Origin of the sequence: Bacillus massilinigeriensis, assembly GCF_900117315.1 — a bacterium.
Taxonomy (GTDB): Bacteria; Bacillota; Bacilli; order Bacillales; family Cytobacillaceae; genus Bacillus_BE; species Bacillus_BE massilionigeriensis.
The window spans coordinates 3,349,404-3,376,249 of record NZ_LT630337.1 but is presented as its reverse complement, the minus strand read 5'-3'; the positions used below and the strand labels follow the sequence as shown (position 1 = coordinate 3,376,249).

Annotated in this window: 30 protein-coding genes, 2 tRNA genes, 1 rRNA gene and 1 other annotated feature; of the genes, 22 read left to right on the top strand and 11 right to left on the bottom strand. The window is 36.6% G+C overall.

Annotation, left to right across the window (positions count from 1 at the left end):
• Positions 1–132: 132 nt before the first annotated feature.
• From BQ6100_RS16830 to BQ6100_RS16810, 6 genes are all read left to right on the top strand, one after another.
• Entirely contained in the window at positions 133–759 is a 627-nt protein-coding gene (locus tag BQ6100_RS16830) for a YczE/YyaS/YitT family protein (RefSeq protein ID WP_218921361.1), read from the top strand.
• Positions 760–1,069: 310 nt separating this feature from the next.
• Positions 1,070–1,630 carry a histidine phosphatase family protein gene (locus BQ6100_RS16825; protein ID WP_075982711.1) on the top strand — a complete coding sequence of 187 codons (561 nt, stop codon included), beginning with the start codon at positions 1,070–1,072 and terminating at the stop codon, positions 1,628–1,630.
• A gap of 263 nt (positions 1,631–1,893) precedes the next feature.
• Positions 1,894–2,049, top strand: coding sequence for a hypothetical protein (locus BQ6100_RS20870; protein WP_175578196.1), 156 nt, complete (start codon positions 1,894–1,896; stop codon positions 2,047–2,049).
• Positions 2,050–2,261: 212 nt separating this feature from the next.
• Positions 2,262–2,555: a DoxX family protein gene (locus tag BQ6100_RS16820; protein ID WP_075982710.1), complete on the top strand. Its 294-nt coding sequence runs from the start codon at positions 2,262–2,264 to the stop codon at positions 2,553–2,555.
• Positions 2,556–2,648: 93 nt separating this feature from the next.
• The gene (locus tag BQ6100_RS16815; RefSeq protein ID WP_075982709.1) at positions 2,649–3,245 is read left to right on the top strand and encodes an NADPH-dependent FMN reductase; all 597 of its coding nucleotides are present in this window, start codon (positions 2,649–2,651) and stop codon (positions 3,243–3,245) included.
• Positions 3,246–3,492: 247 nt separating this feature from the next.
• Positions 3,493–4,035 (top strand): DUF1697 domain-containing protein, encoded by a 543-nt coding sequence (locus tag BQ6100_RS16810; protein ID WP_075982708.1) that lies wholly within the window; start codon positions 3,493–3,495, stop codon positions 4,033–4,035.
• Between the two features lie 14 nt (positions 4,036–4,049).
• Here BQ6100_RS16810 and BQ6100_RS16805 read toward each other — a convergent pair whose 3' ends face one another.
• The 5 genes from BQ6100_RS16805 to BQ6100_RS16785 all read right to left on the bottom strand — a co-directional run bounded on the left by BQ6100_RS16805 (position 4,050) and on the right by BQ6100_RS16785 (position 7,192).
• On the bottom strand, positions 4,050–4,499 hold the full coding sequence (locus BQ6100_RS16805; RefSeq protein WP_075982707.1) for a CBO0543 family protein: 450 nt from the start codon (positions 4,497–4,499) through the stop codon (positions 4,050–4,052).
• Positions 4,500–4,662: 163 nt separating this feature from the next.
• Complete coding sequence (locus tag BQ6100_RS16800) at positions 4,663–5,412, bottom strand: ABC transporter permease (protein WP_075982706.1); 750 nt, start codon at positions 5,410–5,412, stop codon at positions 4,663–4,665.
• Positions 5,402–6,175, bottom strand: a complete 774-nt coding sequence (locus tag BQ6100_RS16795) for an ABC transporter ATP-binding protein (protein WP_075982705.1) — start codon at positions 6,173–6,175, stop codon at positions 5,402–5,404. Before BQ6100_RS16795 ends, BQ6100_RS16800 begins: the two co-directional genes overlap by 11 nt.
• A gap of 335 nt (positions 6,176–6,510) precedes the next feature.
• The gene (locus tag BQ6100_RS16790) at positions 6,511–6,852 is read right to left on the bottom strand and encodes a DUF1048 domain-containing protein (RefSeq protein WP_075982704.1); all 342 of its coding nucleotides are present in this window, start codon (positions 6,850–6,852) and stop codon (positions 6,511–6,513) included.
• On the bottom strand, positions 6,839–7,192 hold the full coding sequence (locus BQ6100_RS16785; RefSeq protein ID WP_075982703.1) for a PadR family transcriptional regulator: 354 nt from the start codon (positions 7,190–7,192) through the stop codon (positions 6,839–6,841). Before BQ6100_RS16785 ends, BQ6100_RS16790 begins: the two co-directional genes overlap by 14 nt.
• 399 nt (positions 7,193–7,591) lie before the next feature.
• On the opposite strand from BQ6100_RS16785, the gene BQ6100_RS21730 reads away from it, so the two are divergent.
• Complete coding sequence (locus BQ6100_RS21730) at positions 7,592–7,753, top strand: EAL domain-containing protein (protein WP_084780440.1); 162 nt, start codon at positions 7,592–7,594, stop codon at positions 7,751–7,753.
• 116 nt (positions 7,754–7,869) lie between these two features.
• Here the strand turns inward: BQ6100_RS21730 and BQ6100_RS21555 are convergent, their stop codons facing one another.
• Entirely contained in the window at positions 7,870–8,268 is a 399-nt protein-coding gene (locus tag BQ6100_RS21555; RefSeq protein WP_175578195.1) for a hypothetical protein, read from the bottom strand.
• A gap of 322 nt (positions 8,269–8,590) precedes the next feature.
• Here BQ6100_RS21555 and BQ6100_RS21310 point away from each other — a divergent pair, with 322 nt between their 5' ends.
• Positions 8,591–8,764 carry a hypothetical protein gene (locus BQ6100_RS21310; RefSeq protein WP_159433166.1) on the top strand — a complete coding sequence of 58 codons (174 nt, stop codon included), beginning with the start codon at positions 8,591–8,593 and terminating at the stop codon, positions 8,762–8,764.
• Between the two features lie 167 nt (positions 8,765–8,931).
• On the opposite strand, the gene BQ6100_RS16770 is transcribed toward BQ6100_RS21310, so the two are convergent.
• The 3 genes from BQ6100_RS16770 to BQ6100_RS16760 form a co-directional block, all read right to left on the bottom strand.
• Positions 8,932–9,004: transfer RNA gene (locus BQ6100_RS16770), tRNA-Ala, on the bottom strand.
• A gap of 146 nt (positions 9,005–9,150) precedes the next feature.
• Positions 9,151–11,067, bottom strand: a complete 1,917-nt coding sequence (locus BQ6100_RS16765; RefSeq protein WP_235816540.1) for an HD domain-containing phosphohydrolase — start codon at positions 11,065–11,067, stop codon at positions 9,151–9,153.
• 248 nt (positions 11,068–11,315) lie between these two features.
• Positions 11,316–12,011, bottom strand: coding sequence for an MgtC/SapB family protein (locus tag BQ6100_RS16760; protein WP_075983605.1), 696 nt, complete (start codon positions 12,009–12,011; stop codon positions 11,316–11,318).
• A 138-nt stretch (positions 12,012–12,149) separates the two neighbouring features.
• Between BQ6100_RS16760 and BQ6100_RS16755 the strand changes: the two genes are divergently transcribed.
• The 3 genes from BQ6100_RS16755 (at position 12,150) to BQ6100_RS16745 (ending at position 14,170) form a co-directional block, all read left to right on the top strand.
• Entirely contained in the window at positions 12,150–13,061 is a 912-nt protein-coding gene (locus BQ6100_RS16755; protein WP_075982702.1) for a DMT family transporter, read from the top strand.
• 4 nt (positions 13,062–13,065) lie between these two features.
• Complete coding sequence (locus BQ6100_RS16750; protein ID WP_084780438.1) at positions 13,066–13,485, top strand: GNAT family N-acetyltransferase; 420 nt, start codon at positions 13,066–13,068, stop codon at positions 13,483–13,485.
• A gap of 154 nt (positions 13,486–13,639) precedes the next feature.
• Positions 13,640–14,170: a GNAT family N-acetyltransferase gene (locus tag BQ6100_RS16745; protein WP_084780598.1), complete on the top strand. Its 531-nt coding sequence runs from the start codon at positions 13,640–13,642 to the stop codon at positions 14,168–14,170.
• A gap of 55 nt (positions 14,171–14,225) precedes the next feature.
• Here BQ6100_RS16745 and BQ6100_RS16740 read toward each other — a convergent pair whose 3' ends face one another.
• Positions 14,226–14,408 carry a hypothetical protein gene (locus tag BQ6100_RS16740; protein ID WP_075982700.1) on the bottom strand — a complete coding sequence of 61 codons (183 nt, stop codon included), beginning with the start codon at positions 14,406–14,408 and terminating at the stop codon, positions 14,226–14,228.
• A 351-nt stretch (positions 14,409–14,759) separates the two neighbouring features.
• Between BQ6100_RS16740 and BQ6100_RS16735 the strand changes: the two genes are divergently transcribed.
• The 6 genes from BQ6100_RS16735 (at position 14,760) to BQ6100_RS16710 (ending at position 21,152) form a co-directional block, all read left to right on the top strand.
• Positions 14,760–15,326: a membrane-spanning protein gene (locus BQ6100_RS16735; RefSeq protein WP_075982699.1), complete on the top strand. Its 567-nt coding sequence runs from the start codon at positions 14,760–14,762 to the stop codon at positions 15,324–15,326.
• A 19-nt stretch (positions 15,327–15,345) separates the two neighbouring features.
• Positions 15,346–15,915: a hypothetical protein gene (locus tag BQ6100_RS16730; protein ID WP_075982698.1), complete on the top strand. Its 570-nt coding sequence runs from the start codon at positions 15,346–15,348 to the stop codon at positions 15,913–15,915.
• A gap of 239 nt (positions 15,916–16,154) precedes the next feature.
• Complete coding sequence (gene pdhA / locus BQ6100_RS16725; RefSeq protein ID WP_075982697.1) at positions 16,155–17,219, top strand: pyruvate dehydrogenase (acetyl-transferring) E1 component subunit alpha; 1,065 nt, start codon at positions 16,155–16,157, stop codon at positions 17,217–17,219.
• Entirely contained in the window at positions 17,216–18,196 is a 981-nt protein-coding gene (locus BQ6100_RS16720; protein WP_075982696.1) for an alpha-ketoacid dehydrogenase subunit beta, read from the top strand. The genes pdhA and BQ6100_RS16720 overlap by 4 nt, the downstream gene beginning before the upstream one ends.
• A 26-nt stretch (positions 18,197–18,222) precedes the next feature.
• On the top strand, positions 18,223–19,500 hold the full coding sequence (locus BQ6100_RS16715; RefSeq protein WP_075982695.1) for a dihydrolipoamide acetyltransferase family protein: 1,278 nt from the start codon (positions 18,223–18,225) through the stop codon (positions 19,498–19,500).
• Positions 19,501–19,790: 290 nt separating this feature from the next.
• Positions 19,791–21,152: an FAD-binding oxidoreductase gene (locus BQ6100_RS16710; protein WP_075982694.1), complete on the top strand. Its 1,362-nt coding sequence runs from the start codon at positions 19,791–19,793 to the stop codon at positions 21,150–21,152.
• A 97-nt stretch (positions 21,153–21,249) separates the two neighbouring features.
• On the opposite strand, the gene BQ6100_RS16705 is transcribed toward BQ6100_RS16710, so the two are convergent.
• Positions 21,250–21,861, bottom strand: a complete 612-nt coding sequence (locus BQ6100_RS16705; RefSeq protein ID WP_075982693.1) for a TetR/AcrR family transcriptional regulator — start codon at positions 21,859–21,861, stop codon at positions 21,250–21,252.
• A gap of 163 nt (positions 21,862–22,024) precedes the next feature.
• On the opposite strand from BQ6100_RS16705, the gene BQ6100_RS16700 reads away from it, so the two are divergent.
• The 5 genes from BQ6100_RS16700 to BQ6100_RS16680 all read left to right on the top strand — a co-directional run bounded on the left by BQ6100_RS16700 (position 22,025) and on the right by BQ6100_RS16680 (position 26,640).
• Positions 22,025–23,356: an APC family permease gene (locus tag BQ6100_RS16700; RefSeq protein ID WP_075982692.1), complete on the top strand. Its 1,332-nt coding sequence runs from the start codon at positions 22,025–22,027 to the stop codon at positions 23,354–23,356.
• Between the two features lie 18 nt (positions 23,357–23,374).
• Entirely contained in the window at positions 23,375–24,502 is a 1,128-nt protein-coding gene (locus BQ6100_RS16695) for a Glu/Leu/Phe/Val family dehydrogenase (protein ID WP_075982691.1), read from the top strand.
• Positions 24,503–24,519: 17 nt separating this feature from the next.
• The gene (locus BQ6100_RS16690) at positions 24,520–25,707 is read left to right on the top strand and encodes a lactate 2-monooxygenase (RefSeq protein WP_075982690.1); all 1,188 of its coding nucleotides are present in this window, start codon (positions 24,520–24,522) and stop codon (positions 25,705–25,707) included.
• Between the two features lie 502 nt (positions 25,708–26,209).
• Positions 26,210–26,308 (top strand) — a sequence feature (23S ribosomal RNA rRNA prediction is too short).
• A gap of 129 nt (positions 26,309–26,437) precedes the next feature.
• Positions 26,438–26,554: ribosomal RNA gene (rrf, locus tag BQ6100_RS16685) — 5S ribosomal RNA — on the top strand.
• Between the two features lie 10 nt (positions 26,555–26,564).
• A tRNA-Val gene (locus BQ6100_RS16680) sits at positions 26,565–26,640 on the top strand.
• Positions 26,641–26,846: the final 206 nt, after the last annotated feature.

Sequence of the window (26,846 nt, the reverse complement as noted above, 5' to 3'; positions counted from 1 at the left end):
GGATGAGGTGAAATAGTTGCCATATATTTTAAAAGCTGATAATTTTAAAAAGTCTAATTATTCATATGGTTTCAAGAGTGGTTATGCTACAATATCATGAATGGAAAGGGGGATTCTACAATAAATAACTACGTGAAAAGAACAATTAGGTTGATATTTGGACTTTTTTTATTTGCACTTGGCTCTTTTTTAAGCATACAAGCCAACATAGGCTTAGCACCTTGGGAAGCATTCAGTATGGGATTTTCTTATCTGACCCATCTCTCTTATGGCGATATCGTTGTCATTTCTGGCTTTGTTATCATTGCCATTGATTTTGCCTTTAAAGAAAAAATTGGATTTGGTACAATTCTTAACGCTATACTGATAGGAAAGTTTGTGGATTTAATTCAATATGTCAATATTATTCCCTTGATGTCCAATTTTTGGATGGGTGTACTTATGCTTCTGTTAGGTCAAATTGTTATTTGCGTAGGAAGCTATTTTTATATTGGTGCATCCCTCGGTTGTGGACCCCGTGATGCACTCATGGTTGCACTTGGAAAGCGTATGCCAAAAGTACCCATAGGGGCAATACGAGGTTTAATAGAAGGTACCGTTCTTATTATTGGATGGTTGTTAGGTGCAAAGGTTGGCGTTGGAACAGTAATATCTGTATTTGGTATTGGATTTATTTTGCAATTCACTTTTAAAATACTAAGCTTTGATGTAAAAAATATTAAGCATGAAAGTGTAGCAGATACCGTTAAGGCAATGTAATTGATGAAGGGCATTATCTTACAAATTCGTAATAAATGATAGATTGTTAGATAGATATACCACTTTTAAAAAGATTGATCAATATCATAATAATTAAAAATCCTGTGTTGATGTGCAGGATTTTTTCTTTTCAATAATCGGGCCAGAATGAGGAATAAGACTTCTAAACTAAAATAGTTAAGGAAGGAAAAAATACAAGCTTTGAAGAAATAATTTGGATAAGCGGAGGCTATGATTAGAAATCATTCTTCATCACTGCTTAACAATAATTAATGAATTAATTTGGTATGCATATTGGAGGAATCTTTGTATGAAGAAAAAGATATATATTGTGAGACATTGTGAAGCACAGGGGCAACCTCCAGAGTCACCCCTGACAGAAAAGGGATTTGCACAGGCGAAAAATCTATCTGCCTTTTTATCAAATATTAAATTTGACCGAATCATATCAAGTCCCTTTTTACGTGCAATTCAGTCAATAGAACCATTAAGTAAGGAAACAAACATAAAAATAGATATTGATGAACGTTTATCGGAACGCGTATTAAGTACACTTGATTTACCAGACTGGCCTGAAAAACTTAGAGCAACTTTCCATGATTTTGAATTGAAATTTGAAGGTGGGGAGTCGAGTAAAGAAGCTATGTATCGAATAGTAAGCGTTGTAGAAGAAGCTTTCAAAAGTGAATTTGAAAACACAATTATTGTTACACACGGAAATTTAATGTCTCTTCTTCTAATGAATTATGATAACAGCTTTAATTTTGACTGTTGGAAAAATCTTAGTAATCCGGATGTGTTTGTATTAAATTTTATAAACAATGAAGTAAATATGGAACATATATGGCGTGAGGAACTAATAAAAAAGTAGGATTATTGGAATGTATCTTGTTCAATATCGGGTACAATTCTTTAGAAATTTGAAAGTTGTTATGGGTAATAATTTCCAACAATGAAAAAGGAACTCTGTAGCATAATCCCCGATTATTAAAGAGAGGGTATAAAAGGTTTGGTACACCTTTTATACCCTCATTATATATCCTAATAAATCATGGACTATAACTTTACCCAGTTTTGAGACCATTTTTCAATTTCCTTCATAATCGGTTGCAAGGCTAAACCTTAATAATTGAGATGCTACCATCATTATTCACTGCCCATGGTCCACCATTACTTGCAATTGAAAATAACGAATACACAAAATCCCTAAATCAATTAGGTCAAAAGCTACCTCGTCTAAAAGCAGTTATTTTGTTTTCAGCTCATTGGGAATCAGGGATACAAAGGTAATTCGATTCAATCAATATAGCACGATTTATGATTTTGGGCGGATTTGATCCAGCCTTAAACCTATCATAAATATGTATTGAACTCTAGATTTATATGTCAAAGCAATAGGTGACAAAATGATGAGTAAACATTTATTTTAACTATTTATCTCGAATTAATAATAATTGGACTCGAGATAAATAAACATAAAAAATTTAGAATTGAAATCAATAATGAAATTAAAAAACGAAATTGGAGCATTAATTCTAAGAGTAACTCTTGGGGTGCTATTTTTAATTCACGGGATGACAAAGTTTCAAGGTGGAATAGCATTAATCATTGGCCTGGCTACTCGTTTTGTATCAATTTTGTTTGCCATCCTCATGATTGGGGCAACACTAAAAGTAAAACGATCACTTGGTTTATTAGGAAATGGGCAAATGGCAGGTTATGAGTTGGATTTAGTTTTAATGGTCATCGCCGTTTATCTCAGAATTAATGGAAGTAATTTATTATCCATTAATTAAATGATGTCAAAAGAAGATCAGGCGATTGTTACAAAAGCTGCTTAAAAACCAGAATATAAGATATTAAAAAGGGGAAAAACGGGAGGGTTTTTGATGGGATTTTTATCAAAACTATTTGGAAATTCAAATGAAAAGGAGAATCATGCCATGACAAACGAAAAATTAAAAATTGGAATAATTTTAGGAAGCACACGCCAAGGACGCGTCAGTCCACAAGTTGGTGAATGGGTAAAAGGAATTGCTGACAAACGTGGAGATGCAGAATATGAAATTGTTGATATCGCGGATTACAATCTACCATTCTTAGGAACAACTGATGGCTCAGAAGCTGGTCCATGGAATGAAAAGCTTGCGAGTTTAGATGGTTTTGTCTTCATAGTTCAGGAATACAACCATAGCATTACAGGAGCTTTAAAAAATGCCCTTGATATGGCAAGAGAAAATTGGTACAACAAGGCTGCAGGAATCGTCAGTTACGGTTCAACAGGAGGGGCACGAGCTGCTGAGCATTTACGTGGAATTTGCGCAGAATTGAAAATGGCAGATGTCCGGACACATCCAACCTTATCATTATTTACAGACTTTGAAAACATGAGTGAATTCAAACCAGCTGAACTACATCTTACCAATGTTAACGCCATGCTTGAAGAAGTAGTTGCATGGAGTGGGGCATTAAAGGCCTTGAGATAATAACCTAAAAGAAACCAGAGTGGTAAGCCATTCTGGTTTTTTGTTGCCACTTTTTACTTAGCAAGGCTCGAAGTAATATATTTTGGTATTTAACAATCTGACGGTTTTGATTGAATAACACTTCCAACTAAGAGGGATATATATGTTAAAGTAAAGATGAGATTATGTGAAAATATCGGTAAGTATAAAATATATATTCAAGAAGATATAATGGTCTAATAGGTAAACAATTGTAAGGAGGATGGTTATGGTTTATATCGCCCTGCTTCGCGGAATTAATGTGGGTGGGAAAAATAACATTGAAATGAAGCTGCTTAAGCAAACGTTTGAAAAAGTCGGGATGAAGGATGTGGTGACCTACATTAATACGGGCAATATTATTTTTTCAAATGATAGCCTATCAAAAACTGAATTATCACGTATTTTGGAAGAAGCAATACTTAATGATTTTGGATTACAAATTAGAGTGATCGTTCGTAGTGTCAATGATGTCAGGGGGATCATAAATGCTATCCCTGATACATGGAAAAATGACAAAGACATGAGAAGTGAAGTTATGTTTTTATGGGATGAAATTGATGATGAATCTGTCCTTGAAAATCTGGTTATTAAGCCTAATATTGACACGGTCAAGTATGTCCCGGGCGCAATCCTATGGTCGGTAGATAAGAACCATGTTACCAAAAGTGGAATGTCTAAGATTATTGGAACAAAAATATACAAACAAGTTACGGTCAGAAATGTGAATACAGCTCGTAGGATATATGAATTGATGCAAGCTCAAAATTAAGAGTGCTCTTTTTTCTATTTGTATACTTTTGCTCCCACAAAAACCCCTGCTAAGAAAATGGTGGAAATGACAATTATATGTAACACAATCCAAGCCCATTTACCATATCTAAAGGATTCACTATTTATTGGTTTTCTTAAATGTTCGGGAATAATCTTTCCCCCTAACAGCTCATATAATAAATAGTTAAGCCACCATAATGTGTAACTGTCCCATAAATCCCATTCGGGTTTAAAATCAAAAATTTTCGTGTTTTTTAATATTACTTCTCCCAATACTCCTAAATGAACAATCGCCCAATAAAAAGGGATTTTCCATATCCATTGTTTTGGACTATATCGAATCCCGAATAATGTTATAAAAGGAAAAAGGGTTGAAACCAAACCATATGGTATCAGAGATTGACTATGCAATACATTTTCTGGAAATGTGTAAAATCCAATAAAGGTAAAGAGAACTTTCACTAATTACAACTTGTTTAGCATTCCTTCTCAAGTAAGTACATAGCCTGAGCGTTACCGTGATTTTATCAATGGTTGCACTGATCTTTAAGCAACAGCCCCATGTAATAGATAGTACATTTATTCCAGTGTCTAATATAGATTTGGCCAAATCTCAAAAGGGTGATTATCGTAACTGGCGTTTAAAAACTTTGCTAGCAATGAAGTATGCGATGACCATGATGCCAATGCACCAGGATAGTGCAGTCCAGATACCGCTGCTGACTGTCCCTTCATACAAGAGGGTACGAATCGAATTTACAATTGAAGTCACAGGCTGGTTCTCAGCGAACACACGAACCACTTTTGGCATGGTTTCGGTAGGGACAAATGCCGAACTGATAAACGGCAGGAAAATCAGCGGGTACGAGTATGCAGTTGCCCCTTCCATAGACCCAGCTGTCAATCCAGGTATGACCGCTAGCCATGTCAGTGCCAGAGTAAATAGCCCCAGTATCCCAACAACCGCAAGCCAATCCAAAATATCAGCATTAGGACGAAAGCCCATCAAAAGTGCAACGACCATAACTACCAGGACAGTAAGAGCATTGGAAACAAGTGAGGTTAACACGTGAGCCCACAATATGGACGAACGCTTGATGGGCATAGTAATGAAACGCGCCATCAGCCCACTCTTTACATCATTAAATAACCGTAAGGAAGTATATGCAACACCGGAAGCGATAGTAATCAGCAAGATTCCTGGCAATAAATAATTGACGTAATTGTCAGTGCCTGTTTGAATAGCTCCACCAAACACATAGACAAAGAGTAGCATCATCATAATCGGTGTAATCGCAACTGTGATTATCGTATCGGGGCTACGCATGATATTTCGCATTAAACGCCCTAGTAATACCCCTGTTTTACTTTTCATTTACAATTCCTCCTTCTTGGCCGATGATTGTGAGGAAGATTTCCTCCAATGTCGGCTGTTTCTCAATGTATTCCACTTTCACTGGCGGGAACATCTCCTTGAGCTCAGTAAGTGTACCGGTTGTGATGATTTTCCCATCATGCAGGATGGCAATCCGATCCGCCAGTTTTTCGGCTTCCTCCAGGTACTGGGTCGTCAGCAATAAGGTCGTACCTCCTCCGGCAAGCTCCTTAATGGTATCCCAAACCTCAATTCGTGCCTCGGGGTCAAGTCCTGTTGTCGGTTCGTCAAGAAAAATGACCGCTGGAGCCCCAATCATGCTCATTGCGATGTCAAGTCGACGTTTCATTCCACCAGAATACTGGTCTGCTCTTCGATTGGCTGCATCGGTAAGCCTGAATCTTGCAAGTAGATTGTCGGAAACTTGAGCGGGATGAGAAACTCCCCGCAATTTGGCAATCATCATCAGATTTTCCCGCCCAGTGAGCATACCGTCTAAAGCAGCGAACTGCCCTGTCAGGCTGAGACTCTGCCGAACAAGATCTGGTTGGCGCTGGATATCAAAGCCACAAATCTCTACTTTGCCACCATCGGGCTTCATTAGAGTCGATAGGATGTTGATCGCCGTCGTCTTGCCTGCTCCATTTGAACCAAGAAGTGCGAAAATTTCGCCACGCTGCACCTCAAAATCCACCCCCTTTAAGACTTCCTTACTTTTAAATGACTTTTTTAACCCTTTTACAGAAATCGCTGGATTGCTCATATCTTTTTCCTCCTTATTAATAGAGCAGTATGGCGCAAGATAGCCATTTAACTACTTAGTAAAACTGATATTCTGTGATACTTACTACCTGATGAAAATATAACTGAATAGTGAAGGTGACACATGATACTTGTAACCAGCTATTCAGTAGGAACTACCTTTTGAATTTACTATTTTAATCGCTTCATGTACTCTGATTCCTATCTTCCTAATACTTGTCGAGAGTGTGGTTATAGCGTTTTCCACTAGCTTGTAGGAAAAGGAAGAAATTCTTCCCCTGTGATAGAATAAGTCTATAGTTTGATACAAGCCAATCATCTACCAGGGTTTCACCATTAGCCACGTCCAATCGTATCGTTCAGCTTCTTGCGATACTTATCCTTCCAAGTTTGCTCATCCTTCACTAGGTCATCGCAGAAAGCAGCCACGTCCGCGCCTGTAAGGTCAGTGACTTTCTTGCCTTCAGCCGCTCCTTCTTCGAATAGGTCGAGAATGCCGACAAAGATTCGACTGCTGTCCTTCCAGTCAGTGGGACCACCACCAGCTGTCCACATATATTTTTGGATAGCTTTGTAAGCGTTGCGGTATTCACTAGGAAGTGCCTTCGCACGTTCCTCCATCGCTCTCCATTCCCGCTTGTCTTCCAGACTTCCAATGATTTTTTCAAAAATATTCATTTTCCTTCTCTCCTTTGATTTTATTAGTTTTGAGTTCGTTAATTTTACTTGAGACGAATTCCCATTTTTTCCAAAAAAATTCGAGTTGCTCTTGACCTGCTGCGTTAAGGGTGTAAAATTTTCTCGGTGGCCCCATAGTGGATGGCTTTTTCTCGATGTCCACCAGTTTGTTTTTCTCAAGCCGCATGGTAATCGTATAAACTGTGCCTTCAACTACATCCGTGAAGCCAAGTTTCCGCAGCTGCTGTGTGATTTCATAGCCGTATGTTTCCCCCCGGCTGATGATTTCAAGCACACAACCTTCAAGCACTCCTTTCAACATTTCAGTGATATTTTCCAATTTCGCACCTCCATTTTATTATACTTATATTTTTTTTATTACTATGCTATACGAGTATTTGGTGTTACAGATATTCAGTATTACTATCTACTGGTATATAGTAATACTGAATAGAGGATTTGTCAATGAAATCTTTCATAATAGTATTCCGTATTTATGGATTTAAGAAACGGTTCATGACATATTATTGAATTACCCTTGTGTACTGAATGTGAAGTTTAGTATTTAAGGGAGTTTATTGTCTTTGAGTGTCTGATATTTTGTATAAAATTGAGAAAATCCTTCTGCAAAGACATTAATGAAGGCAGACCTAGTTGAAAAACAAAATAGGAATGTAACAAAGTAATCTATTTCTCACTCTCATTGAAATTGAGATTACTGAAGAATCCTTAATAAAAAATGAAGGGAGTAGGGGTGTCTGCTATTGATCAGTTAAGAGGTATAGGAATCGAAATAGCCTTGGATGATTTTGGAACAGGGAATTCTTCAATAGGGTATTTGAAAAGATTTAAATTGGATTACCTCAAAATTGATTGCTCTTTCATAAAAGGTTATCCATAAGTCTGAAGAAAATCAATTTAAAACTAAGATAGCTTAATTTTCAAGACTAACATTACTATTTCCTCCTTTTAACGGGCCAATAGCTTCTACCTTTTACAAAGTAAACGCAAATAAATTTAATCTCCAATATTAATACCTATAAAAAATATTAAAATTACAATTAATAATAACAAATTTACTGTCCACCATTTAATTTTTACTCTTATAAGTAAACGGTCAATTATAAAAAAGGAAATGGCAGAAGCAAGACTAAGAACTTTTAACACTGAACCGAATAAACAATGGAATAGAAAGGAACTAATTTCTCGAGAGTAAGTGGATGTAAAAATTCTTTTACTCAACCAATCACTAAATAAAGATGTAATAACCCCATATGAAACGACAAACATAAAGTTTAAATAATATAAAATAGCAAATGAATTCATTTCTAATCCACCAGGAATAGAAAAAATGAATGCAAAAAATAAACTACTAATTACGGCTGCCAGTATTTTTCTTCTAAATGTAATAGACATATGCATCTCCCTCATTCAATAATGGACTCTAAAAACAGTTTAATAGCATATCTTATAATATTTACAAGGACCAAGAAATATTAGTTTAAAGTAATTTACTCGGTCGACTCGTTGAGCATTTAAATGAAAACTAATTTTTCCTTATCATAAAGTTAATGTGGTAAGTAAATAAGTTGTACCTGACAGATGGATTAATGCAGAGGGGAATCAATTGCAAAAACCAATGATTGCTCGAGTAGGGGCTTTTTTATTTTGGCAAAAAGTAATATAGTAATTTATGAAAAAAAGACAACTTAGATCTTTCAGAAGGAGAATTTAAGAAATGGTATGGTTAATTATTTTTGGACCTGTTTTGGAGGTTCTTTTTTATGGTGTTTATTCTCGCACCTGGGGAAGTGAGTTCAGTGAAATAAAGCCTATTATTATTTTCTCAATAGTTCTTTACACACTTCTTGTCATTCCGATATTAATATGGAAGGTTGTACTTAATCATTAATAATTATAAGGTTTAGATAAATATGTAAACATTAAAAGCCCCACACTCGATTTAGTGTGGGGCTTTAATGGAAAGTCATCCTCAATAATAGGCTAAATATGGTTTACTAAACTCAGTGATATAATAAGAAAAACGAAAAACCCTTGATATACAAGGGTTTTCCGGTATGGAGCATAGGGGGCTCGAACCCCTGACCTCTACGCTGCCAGCGTAGCGCTCTCCCAGCTGAGCTAATGCCCCGATATTCGGGTACAAGAAAAATTATAACGACATATAGGGACTTGTGCAAGAAAAAAAATTATTGGGAGGCTGTCCAATGAACCTAACCTAAGTTAGCTTCATAGCCCCCTCCACCTTCACCAACCAACCCTCAAACCAAAAATCTACTAATAAACAGAAGTATTCTCCTCTAAACCTTGATGGAATCTAACAAAGTCGTCCCACATTGAGATAAATAAATCCAATAAATCTGGGTCAAAATGGGTTCCTCGTCCCTCTATCATTATTTCTTTTACCTTATCTGTAGGAAGAGGATCTTTATATGCCCTTTTTGATAGCAAAGCATCAAAGACATCGACAATAGCGACAATTCTTCCCTCGATAGGAATTTCCTCGCCCTTTAGTTGATGGGGATAGCCCTCTCCGTTCCATTTTTCATGATGGGTTTCTGCAATACTGGCAGCCATTTGAATAATAGGAAGGTCTAGCTTATTTAAGATTTGATGCCTGATTGTCGGGTGAGTTTTCATAGATTCCCATTCTTCATTTGTTAATTTTCCAGGTTTATTTAATATGAAATCAGGGATTCCTACCTTTCCAACATCATGGAATTTGGCAGCTAGACTAATATCTTCAATAAATTTTTCATCAAAACCAGCCAATTGCGCTAATTTACTTGATAGAAGGCCTATCCTTTCAACATGTTTTCCTGTTATATCATCCCTTAATTCCGCTAATTCAATTAGGCTATCAATCATAGTAAAGATTACATTGGATTCCTCGGTTACATCCTGACTAACGAGGAAGCCGTGACTTAGTTCCCCCATTTTGGACTGTGGAAGCTGCCATGTTTTATAATATTTGGCGTTCTCTCCTTGTCCGTATGTAGTTAAGAAGGCGGCATGGCTATTATTTCGAATAGGGCAACCAGCACATGGAAATACACGATTATAAAATAATTCGAAGCATCTCTTCCCAATTACCTCATGATTATTAATCCCTCTTGTTTCCAATAAATGAAGGGTATTCTCATCTACCCAAGTAATTTTTCCAAAGTCAATCTTATCAATCTCATATGAATAGATTTGTAGGAAGCGATAATGATCCAGGGATTTATATGGAATTAATAGTTCATGCATGATTGCTAAAGTAAATCTTGACAATCGTTCGAAAGAGGTTACAAATGAATAATAGTCCTTTTCGGGAGTGTCAATTTTTGTAAGGAAGAAGTCACGGACAATTTCATTTAATAAATCAATAATCGCTGTTAATTTTTGTTCAGAGATGTTTTTCTTTACTAAAACAACAACCCAATCACGCATAATACGGAAGAAGACAGCTTCATCATAATAGACTTTTTCCTGAAAAAATTGTAAAAAGAATCGCCGCAAATATTGGATTAATTGTTCCGTGTCCCCTCTATCGTATTGAAGTAATTTTGTTCTTTGGAGAAGGGAATCCTTAAAAGTTTTTAAAATTTCATTAAGATGAAAGGTAAATAAACCACTATACCTTGTTAATTTATCTAAATCCTTTTCTGTTAAACCATTCTTTACTCTTAAATGCTTAAATTCGTATCTTAAAGGAAATACAGCTTTATTTACCTCGACTTTGTTGTAGGCAACAACAATAATCTGCATATCAAAATTGATGACAGAGAAGATTCCATTTGACAATGGCAGCGCTTCCGTTGAAGGGAGAATTTGATTAAGGTATCTTGATATTATTAGAAAATATTGCTGTGAAATAGAAATGTACCAATCCAAGCCTAAACCGACACTTGAGTGAACCTCACCAATTCGGTAACGGTTTTGTATGTATTTATCATCAATGACAGGTGAAAAAACTTGTCTTAAATATACTCTTTGAGTCACTTTTAATTTATCTAATGTGGAATATTTCAATATTATCTTTTTCAAATGCTCAACTTTGAAAATGTTTTCATAAAGTTCGTCCACAATAGGATCCACAAGTGGAAGTAATATATCTTTATATCGGTGAATGATTTCTAAAGTAGCTTCAGAAATCCCAGTCAAAAAAATATGGGATTTTACTTCTGGTTTTTCTGTCATAATATAAGTCAAATGGAGACACCACCTATTGTATAAATTAGTATAATATTGGAAAATTCTGTCTATTTAAAGTTTTTATTATAACAATTATATTATAAATAATTAACATGTCATGTAGCTTATAATCCAAAAATATTACAAAATAATGTCACATCGAAAATCCCATTCGCTATTCAAATTGATCATTTTCATAAATAAATTTGGTGATTTTTTATATGGATTAAAAAAAGAAAACCCATATCAAATGATAAAGGTTTTCTCTATTGTAGACTTTCTACTTCGACTGAGGTGACCCCTTCAATTTCTGAAATACTATAATAGACGTCCGTTGTTTTTCTTTTAAAATTAACCGTTATTCTAAGTTTTACTAAATGACTTCCACTTTCTAAGTCCTTTATCCGGATATTTTGGATATTCATTTTTTGTTCATTGACTGCTTTGATTAAGTCATCAATTCGTTTTTTCTCATGTACAATTAAATGTAGCTTAATTTCTTTTTGTCTCAGTTGTTTTGGTCCGATGAAAGCAACTAAAAGAGGAATAAGCTCTACACTAATAATCAATAATGCAACCCCTGCAGAGGCTTCGATGTAAAAGCCAGCGCCTACTGCAATTCCTATACCTGCTGCACCCCAAATTAAAGCGGCTGTAGTTAATCCTGAAATGCTATCATTTCCTCGTCTTAATATCACTCCAGCACCTAAAAAACCTATACCTGAAACAATTTGTGCTGCTAATCGAAGAGGATCCATTGTGACATTGACCTCATCACTATGAGGAAATGTGTAGGCTGATTCGATGGAGACAATCGTCAATAAGCAGCTAACAATGGAAATAACTAGACTGGTTTTTAGTCCAACTGGCTTGCGCTTGATTTCTCTTTCAAGACCGATGATTAAACCAAGTGCTGTAGATATCCCTAACTTAATTAAAATTTCAATATCTAATTGGCTAATAATCTCTCCTTTTAGGGCTGTTGTAATTTGAAGTAATAACAATAAAGAACCCTCCAAATGTTTTTATGTGTAAAAGGTAAATCCATATAGTAAAATGTGGTATAAATGAAAATTATTTTCTAGAAAAGGAGCTATTGAATGGAAGGTCCAAAAGTGAATCCATATGTCGTCTTGGCAATAGGCGTTTTGTCTGTTTCTGCTTCGGCTATTTTAGTAAAGGTTTCTTCATCACCATCGGGAGTTATTGCCTTTTATCGTTTGTTTTTTTCTGTATTATTCATGCTCCCTTTGTTTCTATTAAAATATGTTTCAGAGCTGAAACTAATCACGAAGAAGGATTGGATATTTTCTATCGTATCAGGGGTCTTTTTGGCATTTCACTTTATCCTATGGTTTGAATCCTTAAACTATACCTCGGTGGCAAGCTCTACCGTTCTCGTTACTCTTCAGCCATTATTCGCATTTATTGGAACCTTTCTTTTTTTTAAAGAAAGATTTTCTGGAAAAGCTATTTTAAGTTGTATCGTTGCCATTATTGGAAGTATCATTATCAGCTGGGGAGACTTTAAAATAAGTGGCATGGCTTTATTTGGAGATTTTCTTGCATTAATTGCATGTGCATTGGTTACGGCCTATCTCATGTTTGGTCAGACCGTTCGACAAAGGTTATCCCTAATTACTTACACATTTGTTGTATACAGCTTTAGTGCTATTACTTTATTTGTTTATGTATTAATTGTCCATGAGCCCTTAATCCCTGACGTTCAAAGTGACTGGGTTTATTTCATTCTATTAGCCTTAATTCCTACCTTGATGGGGCACACATTATTTAATTGGTCCCTCAAGTGGATTAGTACATCGACGATTTCAATGGCAATCCTGTTTGAACCGGTTGGAGCAACAATTATGGCTTTCTATTTATTAAACGAGAGTGTCACATGGACACAAATCCTTGGTGGAATCATTGTAGTCGGAGGCATTATGCTTTTTCTGTTAGATGAAAGAAAAGTAGCTATTAAGCAGAAGAAAATATCAACTGAAATGAAGTGATGGAATGGATATACGTCTTGCAATGGAAAAAGATGTAGAAAGGATTGCAAAGGTCCATGTGAAAAGCTGGCAGCAAACCTATAAAGGAATTATCAGTCAAGATTATTTAGATTCTCTAAAAATTGAAGATAAATATGAACTTTGGAAGAGAGTTATTTCCACATCATCTGAGGAAAGCCCTGTTATTGTTGCTGAAAATTCAGGAGGAGAGATTGTTGGATTTGCATCCTTTGGTAGGGAAAGAATGCAGAGGTTTGGTGTGGATGGAGAATTGTATGCTATCTATCTTTTAGAAGAATATAAGAGAAAGAAGCTTGGGACTAAGCTTTATTATCATGGTTTGAAGGAGATAATGAAAACAGGTATAGAATCATTACTTGTATGGGTAATAGAGGATAATCCAAGCAGAAGGTTCTACGATTAGTTTTTCCCGGAACAAATTGGGCAGGAATCGTTTGAAATAAACGGTCGAAAGCATGTTGAAATTGCTTATGCTTGGAGAAATCTACCCTTGCTTATCAATCGCCTAGAAAGTTACGGAAGGGATGATAGGAATAGATATTAATTGGACATCTAATATGTTCCCAGAGCTTGAGACAGATCGCTTCATATTACGTCAGCTGCAAATGGAAGATGCCCCTCAAATGTATCGTTACTTTTCATTAGATGAAGTCACGAAGTTTTATGATATTGAGACCCATACTTCAGAAAAGGAAGCGGCAGATTTAATCAAGCAACTTTCCTACCGTTATTCCAATGGAGAGCAAATCCGTTGGGGGATAACCTTCAAAAATTCAAATGAAATCATAGGTACCTGTGGCCTTCACGAAATTGAAAGGGAACATTTTAAAGCAGAAATTGGTTATGAGCTGCATCCTGATTATTGGGGAAAGGGTATTATGTCAGAGGTGATTACAAAGGTGGTGGAGTATGCCTTTTCTTATATGGGCTTGCACCGGGTTGAAGCATTCTATCATCCATTAAACATTGCATCGAAAAAAGCCCTAGAGAAAAGTGGCTTTCAATACGAAGGGTTATTAAGGAAGAGATTTTTTGTAAAAGGCAGATTTATGGATGTGGAAATATCATCCATCATTAAAGAAGAGTAAAAACGGAGATTCTGTATTGAATGAGATTCTCCGTTTTTTTGCACAAATGGGATTTTTAATATGTATACAGCAAACTTGTCAATCCGGAAAAAATAAAGGCACCAACTACACTAAAAATAAAAGTCCCACCATGGACTTTTTCTTCAGCATTTGCAATTTTTATCCCCTCAATATAGGAGAATACAAATAAATAGAGAGCCATAATTAGTGATAGGTAGAGAGCAATCATTTGCAGCAATGGAATTTCACCTTCCTGTATTTAATAGATTGCTATTAATTTATGCTAGAAATAGGGTAAATATGACAGATGTAATTATCCACAATTAATAGAATTTTTAAGGAAATAAACTTACCTTTTGTGGATATTGTGAGTGAATTTACCCACAAACTGTGCATAACTCTGTTTATAACCGTAAAGTGAGCACTTGGTCTTGTTGATAATAATGTGGATTAGTGTGGATAAAGAGTCGGTTATACTAAAGACAGGGGGAGCTGGTCTGATCCATTCAGTGAAACTATAGTCAGCCTCATTGATTTATCTATCAACCAAATGGTCATAATAGAATTAATGGAATCTTGAGGTGATCGGATGAAACGAAAAATTATACTCGCTCTCAGTACAATTTTTATTATTACTAGTATCGTTTTATTTATAGTATTCCTCATGAAGGGTGACTCGTCTCGTTGGCAGGTTGCTCTAGGGGGAATTGTCGTAAGTGCATTGCCTTATTTGTTATTGAGATTAAAGAAAATCCCTTTTAATATCCCTTTAATTGTCGGCTATTATTTAACCATTCTTTGTACTACTTTTTTAGGTTCTATTGCAAAATTTTATTTAAAACACAAATGGTGGGATTCTACCCTTCACTTATATAAAGGATTTTATGTAGCATTTATTGGTATTACTCTATATAAAATCTGCATTCCTGAAACGGTACGGAAGGATGTATCCCGGTGGATGATTTTCCTCTTTGTTCTCTCTCTTTCTGTCACTTCAAGTGTGTTGTGGGAGATATATGAGTTCTTTGGAGATTTATGGTTTACACATACGATGCAATTAGGTGGAAATAAAGACACCATGTATGATTTATTATCAGGCTTTGCAGGGGGAGTCATTGCTTCCATTTATGCGACCATCAGAAAACCTAACGTCTAACATTCGTGGAGGTTTAATTATGAATCGAAAAGTAACGATTATACTCAGCTTAAGCTACATTATTTTTATGGCGATTCTAGTCTTTTTTTATAAGGCAAATGGGGAATCTTTTAAATCATTAGTTGCGATTGGGGGAATTGCATGTGGAGCTATTCCACTGCTACTTGCCCTTTTTACAAAGCTTCAGTTCAATCTCCCCCTTATTATTTCCTATCTCCTTTTTCTAGTTGCTTCTCAATATTTAGGTTCAATTAGAGGATGGTATGGCCTTGGCTGGTGGGACTCTTTTCTCCATTTTTTAAGCGGTGCCATTCTAGCCTTTGCGGCCATTGCCTTATATGAACGCCTCGTACATAGAGATGCTGGTAGGCAAATCTCTTCATGGTTTATCTTTCTTTTTACCTTCTCATTTGCAACGTTTGGAGGGGTGATTTGGGAAGTATATGAGTTTAGCTCCGACCAACTGTTTGGAATGACCTTACAAGGTGGAGGAAATAGAGATACGATGATTGATTTAATTGCGGATTCTTCAGGGGGATTGGTGATTGCTGCTTGGACAGGAATAAGAACGAGAATGAAAAATAGATAGGAGCTTAATAAATTTGAACAAAAAAAGTAGTAGACCTTTCACATATAAAGGTCTATTTTTATTATTTTTATAATTATCTAAATTTTTACAAAAATGGTTGACTATTAGAAATTGAGAGTTTATACTCAGTTTAAAAAAGAAGTTGACACCATGTCAATTATCTTCGAATCATGGAGGTGTTTTATTAAAAATTTGTCAACTTTTGTTGAGATATAAAAATATTTGTTAGGGGGATGGATATGTGGATTGAACCTAATCAGCTTGAAATGAAAATGATTCAATATTTGAATGAAGAGGGACAGCTTGTAACTTCAGAGCCTGATGTAAGTGATGAGGAACTCATTCATCTTTATAAATGGATGATTCAGGCAAGGGTATTCGATCAAAGAGCATTGAAGCTACAGCGCCAAGGAAGAATTGGAACATACGCCCCAATGATTGGACAAGAGGCTGCACAAATTGGAAGCGCTTACGCGTTAAGGAAGGAAGATTGGATATTTCCTAGCTATCGAGAGGTAGGGGCTTGCTTAGTTCACGGGATGCCAATGTCTAACTTTTTCTTATATACAATGGGCCATTTAAAAGGAACTTCTGCAGGAGATGCCAATGTATTTCCAGTTCAGATTATTATAGGCGCTCAGTGTCTACATGCTGTAGGAAGTGCTTGGGCTGATCAATATTACAAGAATGATAATGTAAGTGTTACCTATATCGGTGACGGTGGGACATCGGAAGGAGATTTCCACGAGGCTTTAAATTTTGCTGGAGTATATAAACTCCCAGTCGTCTTTTTCGTGCAAAATAACCAATGGGCAATAAGTGTGCCAATCTCCAAACAAACAGGAAGCAAAACGATTGCACAAAAAGCAGTGGGTTATGGAATTACAGGGGTTCAAGTCGATGGAAACGATTGTGTAGCAGTCTATCATACGATGAAACAAGCTCTAGAACGGGCAAGGAATGGAAATCCTGTATTAATAGAAGCCATTACATATAGACAAGGACCTCATACCACTGCTGATGATCCAACAAAATATAGGGAAAAAAGTGAATTAGAGCAATGGATGTTAAAAGATCCTTTACCAAGAATGAGGAATTATATCCTATCTAAAGGAATCTGGGATGATGAGATGGACCAAAGGGAATATGAATTAGCTGATCAAAAGGTGTCCGAGGCCTTTGAAATCGCCGTAAATACTCCAGCTAGTAAAATTCAGGAAGTTTTTGATATGGTCTATGAGCAAAAAAGTATCCAGCTCACTGAACAACTGAATTCTATTAAAACCGAGGGGGCTTTAAAATGACAGCAATGACCATGATTGAAGCCATCAACTTTGCAATAAAAAAGGAAATGGAAAGAGATAACCGTGTTATATGTTTAGGAGAGGATATTGGGAAAAACGGTGGAGTATTTCGGGCGACAGATGGATTGCAATCCATTTATGGAGAGAATCGAGTCGTAGATACCCCAATTGCTGAATCGGCTATCATTGGTGCCGCTGTAGGGATGGCTAGTAGAGGACTGCGCCCGATTGCAGAGATTCAATTTTTTGGATTTATCTATGAAGCAATGGACCAGATGGCTGCTCAAGCTGCAAGGTTAAGGTTCCGTTCAGGTGGTAGATTGAATGCTTCTATGGTAATACGCTCTCCATTTGGAGGAGGAGTAAGAACTCCTGAGCTTCATTCTGATAGCTTAGAGGGTTTATTTTTGCATTCTCCAGGAATGAAGGTTGTTATGCCAAGTAATCCATATGATGCAAAGGGTTTATTAACTGCGGCCATTAGGGATAACGACCCTGTATTATTTTTAGAACCATTAAAGCTTTATAGGGCATTTCAACAGGAAGTTCCTGAGGAAGATTATGTAATTGAAATTGGAAAGGCTAATGTAATAAAGGAGGGGGATGACTTAACCGTTATTACATGGGGACCATCAGTACCGTTAGTTAAGAGTGTGATTAATGAGTATGAAAAGGCCCAAAATGTTTCCATTGAATTAATAGATTTAAGAACAATCTCACCTATTGATGAAGAAACGATCCTTACCTCCGTTCAAAAAACTGGGAGAGTATTGATCGTGCATGAAGCTGTTAAGACGGGGGGACCTGGTGCAGAAATCTCTGCCATCATTAATGAAAAAGCCTTATTCCATTTGTCCGCACCAATTATTAGAGTCACCGGCTTTGATACTCCTTATCCCGTGCCATCTGTTGAAAATGAATGGCTTCCAAACGCGAAAAGAATTACCCAAGGGATCACACAAGTATTAGCTCATTAATTACAGAAAGGGGTTGTCAAAGGGCTATGGCTTATCAATTTCAACTTCCTGACATTGGAGAAGGCCTTCATGAAGCAGAAATCCTTACTTGGTTTAAGGAAGTGGGGGATTATATAAAGGAAAATGAAAATATAGTAGAAGTCCAAACAGATAAAGCAGTAGTAGAAATCTCTTCGCCAGTATCTGGAGTCATCCAATCCTTAGAAGCCAATATAGGAGATGTATTAAGAGTAGGAGATGTTCTTTTTACCATTTTAGAAGACAAAAAGCCGGGTATTACAACTAGTAATCAACCCACGATTCACCAAGAGTTACCTCAACAGAACTCATTAAATCAGCAATCATCACTTCAACAGGATTCACCACAAACACCTATTAGCCAACCAACAAAAAAACGAGTCATAGCCCCTCCGTCAGTAAGAAAGCTTGCAAGGGAATTGGGCATTGATATTACTCTCGTTCCACCAACAGGAAGGAATGGGAAGGTAACGGAAGAAGATGTAAGGTCTTATAAAAATAACTCAAAGGAAGAGGTAGCTGTAGCCTTAGCTACGGTTCCTATTGAACCAGCATCCCCTTCGCTTCTCAGTCAAGAAGATTCGGCGGATACGAGGATTCCGATACGTGGTCTTAGAAAAAGAATATATGAAAATATGAAACAATCCAAATCAACAGCCATTCACTGCACAGGTATGGATGAAGTCGTCATGACAAAGCTAGTTGAAATGAAAAATCAATTACTACCATTTGCAGAAAAAGAAGGAATCAAACTAACCTATCTTCCTTTCTTTGTTAAGGCTGTAACAAAGGCGTTAAAACGAAACCCCATTTTCAATGCATCAGTTGACGATGAAAGGATGGAAATCATCTATAAGAAAGAAATTCATATTGGAATTGCTACGGCAACCAATGAAGGATTAGTCGTTCCGGTAATTAAACATGCTGATCAGAAGACGATTATAGAAATTGCAAAAGAGATTCAGGATTTATCTATCCGGGCAAGAGAAAGAAAATTACGACCAGATGAACTCACCAATAGTACTTTTACCATTTCAAATACAGGTGGAAAAGGTGGATGGTATGCTACTCCAATTATTAACTACCCAGAAGTGGCGATATTAGGAGTTCACAGTATAAAGAAAAAACCGATTGTAAAGGATGACCAGATTATTATCGGAGATGTAATGGGGATTTCTCTTACCTTCGATCATAGGGTCATTGACGGTGCACCAGCTAATGCATTTATGGAGGATTTTGGATCAATTATTGAAAATCCAGAATTACTTATTTTAGAGGGGCGCTAACGTGGGTTTTGATGGATTCAGTAATTACCGACTGTGATTTTCAAAAAGGCTGTTTTCGTATAGATTGTTGCTTTTATAACCGCAGCCTGAATACACTCCGCTTTCCGTGGGCGAGCGGTGAGCCTCCTCGTCGCTACGCTCCTCGGGGGTCTCACCTTTCTCGCATTCCCACAGGAGTCTACGTGTATTCAGGCTGCTAAGTCATTGCTCTCTACTTATTTATCATCAAAATAACAACAAACTTTGAGAAAACAGCCTTCAAAAATAATAAATAAAATGGTGAGATAAATATGGAGAATATGTATGAGCAAATTCTAAGCATTATACAAAATGAAGATAGAGTATCGCAAAACAAAACAGTACTAGAGCAGCATAGTAAGGGATTAACTTATCATCTCCCAAATCAGCCGGAAATCGTTGTATTTCCAGAAACGAAGGAAGAAGTGAGTTCGATTCTTTCCTTTGCCAATGAACATAAGATACCAATTACTCCTTTTGGTGCAGGAAGTAGTCTAGAAGGGCATATCATCCCAGTCGAAGGGGGGATTTCATTAAATCTTACTTTAATGAATAAAATTTTGGAGGTTCGCCCTGAGGATTTTTTGGTAAGGGTCCAGCCTGGTGTTACTCGAAATGAGTTAAATAAAGAGCTTAAAAAGCATGGACTATTTTTTCCGGTTGACCCTGGAGCAGATGCTTCTATTGGTGGAATGAGCTCTACGAATGCAAGTGGTACAAACAGTGTTAAATATGGGACGATGAAGGATCAAGTTCTAGGTCTGGAGGTTGTATTAGCTAATGGACAAATCATTAAGACCGGTGGAATGGCCGTCAAATCATCAGCAGGCTATAATTTAACAGGTTTATTTGTTGGTTCAGAAGGGACACTTGGGGTTCTAACAGAAATAACATTGCGGTTACAAGGAATTCCTGAGGCAACCTTTGCTGTAAGAGCCTTGTTTCCTTCTATTGATGAAGCCGGACAAGCAGCAACTGCTATGTTAAAGTCTGGCATCCAGCTTGGAAAAATTGAGCTCGTTGATGATTTAACCATAAAGGCGGTTAATGCTTATAAGGATACCAATTATCAGGAAGTACCGACTTTATTTATAGAAATAAGCGGCAGCGTGCAAACAGTTAAAAATGAAATAGAGTTAGTTAAGGAAGTTGCGATGAGTGAGGGATGTCAATTATTTGAATTTGAGACCGATTCACTTTCAAGAGCCAAGCTTTGGGAAGCAAGACACCACGTAGCATTTGCTATTTTAGCAGGAAATCCGGGAAAAGGCATGCTCTCTACAGATGTTTGTGTTCCAATTTCTGAGCTTCCAAATGCAATTATTGAAACAAGAAGAATAACAAATCAGTTTGGAATCGATGCTGCTATCTTTGGGCATGTAGGGGATGGGAATTTTCATGCGGTCTTGCCAATAGACCAAGATAATAAAGAAAAGGTAGAAAAAATAAATAGCCTGATTGTTCAATATGCGTTAGAAAAAGGCGGAACCTGTACTGGTGAGCATGGTATTGGTTTAGGAAAGAGGGAATTTTTACGGATGGAGCATGGTGAATCCTTAGGTGTAATGAAATCTATCAAAGCTACCTTGGATCCACAAGGAATATTAAACCCGGGTAAAATCTTTTTATATTAATTAAACTTCTTAGGGGGATGGAGAAATAGATAAATAATCAGTTGGATGATTGTTAGTCCTATACCACCCCCCAAAGGAAAATGGAAAACACAATTATTTAATCCGCTTTGTATAAACCAAACATATAAATTTCTACAATCGTTTCTGCGATGGTATCAACGGACAACTCTGTTTTTTCAAATGCAATTTCCCAGAGAAAACGTTCACCCGTATACAATAACATTTTCGCAACAACTTCAGTTGGTATTCTTCTAGCTAGTTCTAAGTTTTGTGAATAGGTGATATCGCTCGTAATTCTATGAACGAATTTTAATAGAATTTCTTCCCACTTATTTTTAAGTAGGGTCGAAAAACCCATTGCTTCATAAAACACTTTTAGAAGTGATTGATATTGATTTCCTAGTTTTAGAAAATGTAAAACTTGATCTTTAATAATCATGTAAGCATCATGTCTAGTTTTTGGTTGAAAATCGATATCCGCTACAGAATAAAACTCTTCCATTACTTCGTCCATAATCGAATATAATATTTGATCTTTACCTTCAGGGAAATGGACATAAACCGTTCCATAACCTGTATTTGCACCTTCATTGATCATTTTAATCGTCGTATTTTCATAACCATGCTCAAGAAAGATATCTTTTGCACAAGTTAATATCCTTTTTCTTGTAGCGATGGATCTTTTTAGTCTTCCATCTAGTTTGTTCATAAATAATCACCATTTTTAGAATATTGACATAATGTCAATATTCATCATAGCATATTTTGGAAATGGCAACAAACGTAATTGCTATTAATGTATACCGACCTTACTGTTAGATGAAGTTATCTAAAGGAAAATATTAAAGGAATTTTACAAAGGAGGGAATTTGGTGGAGCAAAAAGGGAAAATGGGTCTTATTGGGGCAATATCCACCTTAGTAGGAACAATGGTAGGGTCAGCAATTTTTGTATTGCTTGGTCCACTTATAGAAAAGACAGGGGGATCATTATTTATAGCCTTTTTCATTGGAGCAATTCCTGCATTCTTGGGTAGTGTTTACTATATTCAGTTAGGAGCATTGTTTCCTCGAACAGGCGGTTCTTATTTCTACGCAAGCCGTCTACTAAATCCTGCTGCTGGAATATTAAATGGTATGTTTCTTATTTTTGCAGTAATCGGAGCAATTGGAATGCTTGGTTTAGGCTTTAGTGAATATTTAACGTATTACTTTAATGAAGTTCCAATTATTCCATCAGCCATTCTCATTATTTTACTCTTTTATGTAATCAATTTGTTTGGAATTAAAACAGCAAATATCATTCAAATAGGTATGGTTGTTTGGATGTTACTTGCATTGCTTATTTTCATTATTCCTGGTTTGCAGTATGAACCAACAATCAAATTGAGTAACGGACCGTTACTATCGAATGGGGTTTCTGGTCTACTATTTGCGTCTGTACTATCTTTTTATTCCTATGCGGGGTATGGAATCATTACGGAAATTGGAGGAGAAATTAAAAATCCACAAAAAAATACACCAAGAGCCATTATTATAAGTCTCCTCCTTGTCATGATTATTTACATGGGTGTTTCCTATGTTGCTACATCTGTTACCTCTATTGAAAGCTTAATCTCATCAAAGGCATCTATCCCGATGGCTGCAGAATTATTTCTTCCTTCCTGGTTAGTTACTTTTATAGGTGTTGGTGGTCTATTTGCTATTGCAACTACTTTAAATGCCATTCTTCTTGTTGGTCCACAGGAGCTACGGGTAATGGCAAAGGATAACTTGGTTTCAGAAAGATTCATGAAACTTCATTCAAAATCTCAAATACCCTACATTGCATTGTCTGTCCTTGTATTTATCCCAATCCTATTAATTCTTGCTGGGGTTAGCGGTACTATCTTTGCAACAATGACGGTTGTAGGCCTTCTATTAAGCGGTGTAATTACAGGTTTTGCCGCCTTAAAAATACACAAAAGATTCCCACAAGAGGTAAAAAAGGCAAGTATAAAAATTCCAAAGTCTATTCTCTTATTTTGCTGTTGGGCAGGTATAATAACAAGTTTTTTATTTACTATATTAGCAATGCTTGATGCCCCAATCGTAGGCATTTCTCTAGTCATTATTATTCCTTTAACCCTTATATACTACCATTTTAGAAAAAAAGTAATTCATCGCATTTCATTTGATTTATTTGATGAGACAAAAACTTTGTAATGTTGAGGAGGATAAAAAATGGATTCGTACATGGTTACACTTTGGAAAGACCCAGTAACAAAGGTAAATGGATATTTTGTTATTGATAGGTTAATAGATGGGCTTGCTGGAGGCGGAATCCGGATGAGAGAGGGGGTAACACAAGAGGAGGTTCAACGTTTAGCTGCGACAATGACTATCAAAATGGCTGGACTAGGCATGCCTATAGGCGGAGCTAAGGGTGGCATAAACTATTCGCCATCTGCACCTGATGCTCTTGACGTTCTAAAACGGTATTTAGAAGCCCATAAGGCATTTTTACTTCATCACTGGTGTACAAGTGAAGACTTAGGTACAAGGGAAGAAGATATTGTAAGGCTACTTAATGAAATTGGACTTTCATCTAGTGTTGATGCTTACCTACAAAAAAGTGAAAATGGTTCGGAAATCCTTCAAAATTTAATGAAGTCATTGAGATTGTCAGTAGAAGAAATTCCACTAACGGATATTGTAACAGGGTATGGAGTAGCTATTACTGCAATACAGGCTTTAGATTCACTGAACCGGAAGATAAAGGAGGCAAAAGTTTCGATTCAAGGATTTGGTAGTGTTGGCGCAAGTACAGCAAAGTATTTATATGAAGCGGGTGCAAAAGTGGTTGCGGTGTCTGATGTTGAAGGGACGATATTTAATTCTGATGGTTTAGATATTCCTCTCCTTCAAGGTTTGAAGGACAGTAAAGGAACGATTGATCGGTCGAGCCTTCCGGAACATTATGAACTTAAATCCCACAACTTCTGGTTAGAAACTCCAGTTGATGTTTTAATTCCGGCTGCAATTGCTGATGTAATTAACGAAAAGAATGTGAATCAAATCAATACACTTCTCATTGTTGAAGCAGCAAATATTCCGGTAACAGAAGGTGCTGAGAAAAAACTATTTGAAAGAAATATTTATTGTATACCTGACTTTATTGCAAATTCAGGTGGAGCAGGATTATTTGGAGCTATCTTATATAAAAGAATTAAACCAGAAGTGGAAGATATTCTTCAATATTTAAAGGGGCAAATTGGTGAAACAACAAAAAATATCATGTCTATAGCATTAGAAGATAAGATTACACCTCGAGAAGCAGCCAATATTTCATTAAGAAATAAATTTTATTAATATAGGAGGAAATAATCATGTCAAATTTCGGAAATGCTATTCAATTTCAAGTGTATCAAACGATGCCAAACCCTGATCCAAAAAGGTATCCGGTTGTTTGCGAAGAATGGGAACAGTGCGCTCGCGAAATTCTAGCGGATGGCCCTTATTATTATGTTGCAGGTGGTGCAGGCGCAGAAAAAACAATGAAGTCAAATCTTCAAGCGTTTGATCAATGGAAAATCGTACCGAGAATGCTTCGTAATGTAGAGGATCGAGATATTACAGTAAACTTGTTTGGAACTACTTATGAATTTCCAATATTACAGGCACCCATTGGAGTTCAGTCCATCATTCATCCTGAAGGTGAACTTGCAACAGCAAAAGCATGCGCAAAACTTGGAGTTCCGTATATTACAAGTTCTGCATCTACTAGTCCAATGGAAGCAATTGCTGAGGTAATGGGGGATGCTCCTAGGTGGTTCCAGCTTTATTGGAGTAAAGATCCAGATGTGACAGCAAGCTTTCTTCAAAGAGCAGAAGCATCAGGCCACACTGCCATTGTTGTTACTTTAGATACCCCGATGATGGCATGGCGCGAATATGATTTAAAGAATGTATACTTACCATTCCTAATAGGGGAAGGAGTAGGTAACTACTTAACCGATCCAGCCTTTGTTTCCAAGCTTGCAAAATCACCAAAGGAAGATCCAACATCCGCTATAATGTATTGGACTCAAGTGTTTGGAAATGCTGCATTAACTTGGGATGACATTGCCTTTTTAAGAAAGCATACTAAGCTTCCAATCATTCTAAAAGGAATTTTACATCCTGATGATGCTAAATTAGCATTAGAATACGGAGTGGATGGGATAATTGTTTCAAATCACGGCGGACGCCAAGTTGATGGAGCTATAGGAGCTCTCGAAGCATTACCAATAATATGTGATGTTATTCAAGAGAAAATTCCAGTTCTTATGGATAGTGGGATAAGGAGAGGTTCAGATATTATTAAAGCATTAGCTTTAGGGGCAAAAGCAGTTCTTGTTGGAAGACCAACAATGTATGGTTTAGCAGTAGGTGGGGAAAATGGGGTAAAAGAAGTACTAGAAAATATGATTGCAGATATGGATATTACTATGGCATTAGCAGGAGAAAAATCAATAAGTGACATCAATAAGTCCATTTTAATGGAAATAAGTAAAAAAGAAACTGCGAGAGTATAGTCGGCTAGTACTTTATCGGATAAAATGAAGAAACTAAAACTTCATTAATATTCTCTTATATTTAGCAGAATGTAATATAGAAAATGTAAAATTACTAGATAGTATTTTTTTAAAAAGAATGCGTTAGCTTGGAGAGAGGAAATTTTGCTTTCGCTCTCCAGGTTAATAATAAAAAAATAATAAAAATGTATTGCATTCGTTTTATTATCATGATATATTATTTTTTGTCTTCAAAAGAAGAAGAGCCTGAAACAAAAAAATATATCGAAAAAGTTATTGACTGGTATGTCTGAATGTGATATATTTAAAAAGTCGCTTACGAGCGACGAAGTGAAAATTGTTCTTTGAAAACTAAACAAACCATACGTCAACGTTAATTCTATTTTTAAAATTATAAGAGCTAATCTTACTCTTTTTCGGAGAGTTTGATCCTGGCTCAGGACGAACGCTGGCGGCGTGCCTAATACATGCAAGATGAAGCCCCCCTCAAGATGAGATTTCCCATAGCGTAAGCTAGTAAGATCCCTGAAAGATGATCAGGTAGATAGGTTTGAGGTGGAAGCGTGGCGACACGTGGAGCTGACAAATACTAATCGATCGAGGACTTAACCAAAATGATTAGGAAGTAATTCTTTTTTCTTCGACATTATCTAGTTTTGAGAGAATAAATGAAAATTTTCTCTTGAAAAAAATCAAAAAGACATTATAATAAAGAATGTCTTGAAAATAGTCTGGTGGCGATAGCGAGAAGGTCACACCCGTTCCCATACCGAACACGGAAGTTAAGCTTCTCAGCGCCGATGGTAGTTGGGGGCTCTCCCCCTGTGAGAGTAGGACGTTGCCAGGCATATAATAATGGAGGATTAGCTCAGCTGGGAGAGCATCTGCCTTACAAGCAGAGGGTCGGCGGTTCGAGCCCGTCATCCTCCACCATTATATGGAAAAGCTTTGTTATTATTTTGCCGGCCTAGCTCAATTGGTAGAGCACGACCGAAATTGCTTCACTGAAATACTTCAGCGTACTGATCGAACTGCTGCTTGAATTAGCTTTCTGAGATCAGGACGACGTTAACTAACTGCGAGTCTAAAATAAAAATATCTTTTAAAAAATTTGCCGGCCTAGCTCAATTGGTAGAGCA